General features: G+C 68.5%; 1 protein-coding gene and 1 pseudogene. Both read left to right on the top strand.

The features are described 5' to 3' along the window. Positions 1 to 59 precede the first annotated feature (59 nt). Positions 60 to 965, top strand: a complete 906-nt coding sequence (locus EKA13_RS27055) for a TIGR03749 family integrating conjugative element protein (RefSeq protein ID WP_009459665.1) — start codon at positions 60 to 62, stop codon at positions 963 to 965. Next, positions 955 to 1,697: pseudogene (locus EKA13_RS27060) on the top strand (TIGR03752 family integrating conjugative element protein); the annotation flags it as partial. The gene EKA13_RS27055 and the pseudogene EKA13_RS27060, both read left to right, overlap by 11 nt.

Raw genomic sequence — 1,697 nt, forward strand, 5'->3', positions numbered from 1 at the left:
GAGCCGACGCGCCCGGCGTCTGGTGGCCTGTCTCCGCAAGCGCCCCAAGGAGAAACCCCATGAAGCATCCTGTACTCACGCTGCTGGGGCTGTTGGCCGTGGCCGCGGCTCCTGCTGTCCAGGCGGTGGAGATCCTGCGCTGGGAACGTATGCCGTTGGCGGTGCCGCTGAAGGTCGGCCAGGAGCGTATCGTGTTCATCGACCGCAACGTCCGCGTGGGCGTACCCTCGGGCGTCGGCGAGCGCCTACGGGTGCAGAGCGCGGGCGGCGCGGTGTACCTGCGCGCCAGCGAGCCGATCGAGCCCACGCGGCTGCAATTGCAGGACGCCGACACGGGCGCGCTGATCCTGCTGGACATTGCGGCGGAGCCAGCCAAGGACGGCGAAGCCGAGCTGGAACCAGTGCGCATCGTCGAGGGCAACAGCACCCCGGCGCGCTATGGCGATCAGCCCGGCGATGACAACGAAGCTCCGGCGCGCGCCCAGGACCAGGCAGGTGCGCGGGCGGCGCGACGCGAGACCCCGGTGCCGGTTGTCCTGACGCGCTTCGCCGCGCAGAACCTCTACGCTCCGCTGCGCACTGTGGAGCCGTTGCCCGGCGTCATGCGGGTGAACCTGCGTCGTGACCTCGACCTCGGCACGCTGATGCCGACGCTGCCCGTGCGCGCGGTCGCGCTCGCGTCGTGGCGTCTGGAAGACCAGTGGGTCACTGCCGTGCGACTGACCAACAACAGCAGCGGCTGGATCACTCTCGATCCGCGCATCCTGCAAGGCGATTTCCTCACCGCCACCTTCCAACACGAGGCACTTGGCCCGCGTGGCACGCCCGAGGACACGACCGTCCTGTACCTGGTGACGCGCGGGCGCGGCCTGGCGCAATCGCTGCTACCGGCGATCAACCGCTTCGACCCGGCCGTGCATCTCCCGCAACCGGAAGACCGCAAGGAGGCCCGCCATGCGCAGTAATGGACTCCTGAAGTGGCTGATGGTCCCGGTTGCCTTGCTGGTGCTGTTCGTTGCCATCCGGCTGTTCTCGGGTGGCAGCAGTTCGGCGCCACCGGCCGCGGATGCCGGTGCCAAGCTCACGCCAGCGGAAATGAAGGCGTTGGGCATCGAGGGCGATACCCCGCGCGACACCGTGGCGACGCTCGTTGCCCAAGTGAAGCAGTTGCGCACCGAGCTTCAGACCGCGCTCTCGGACAACAAATCCCAGCGCGAAGAAAACCAGCGACTGCGCCAGCGCGAGAACTCCATTGATCAGCGCATCAATTCGGCCCTCGACTCCGAGCGTACCAACCTGCGTCGCGACCAAGAGCAGGCAGCCAGCGCGCGCCAGCAGACCGAAGGGTTGCTTGCCGACCTGCAGCGGCGTCTGGACAGTATCGGCGGACGTGGCGGCGGCCATGCCGACCTGCCGGTGGGTCTGGGGCTGCGCGACGGCGACGAGGCCGGCATGGAAGGCGGCGTGCGATGGGTCGAACCCGACGATGCGAGGAAGGCCGAGGGGCGGAACAGCAGTCGTGGCACGGGTAGCGGCATGAGCTTCCCGACGAGCTTCGGCCCCGCGCAGAGCACGTTGGAAACCACGGCGGAAACCGTGGCGAACGCGGGCGCACGCGCAGCAGGCGTCAAGAGCGCCAAGGCGGTCTATACCGTACCGACCAATTCGACGCTGATGGGGTCGGTGGCGATGACGGC

Source organism: Pseudomonas defluvii, assembly GCF_001695625.1.
Taxonomy (GTDB): Bacteria; Pseudomonadota; Gammaproteobacteria; order Pseudomonadales; family Pseudomonadaceae; genus Aquipseudomonas; species Aquipseudomonas defluvii.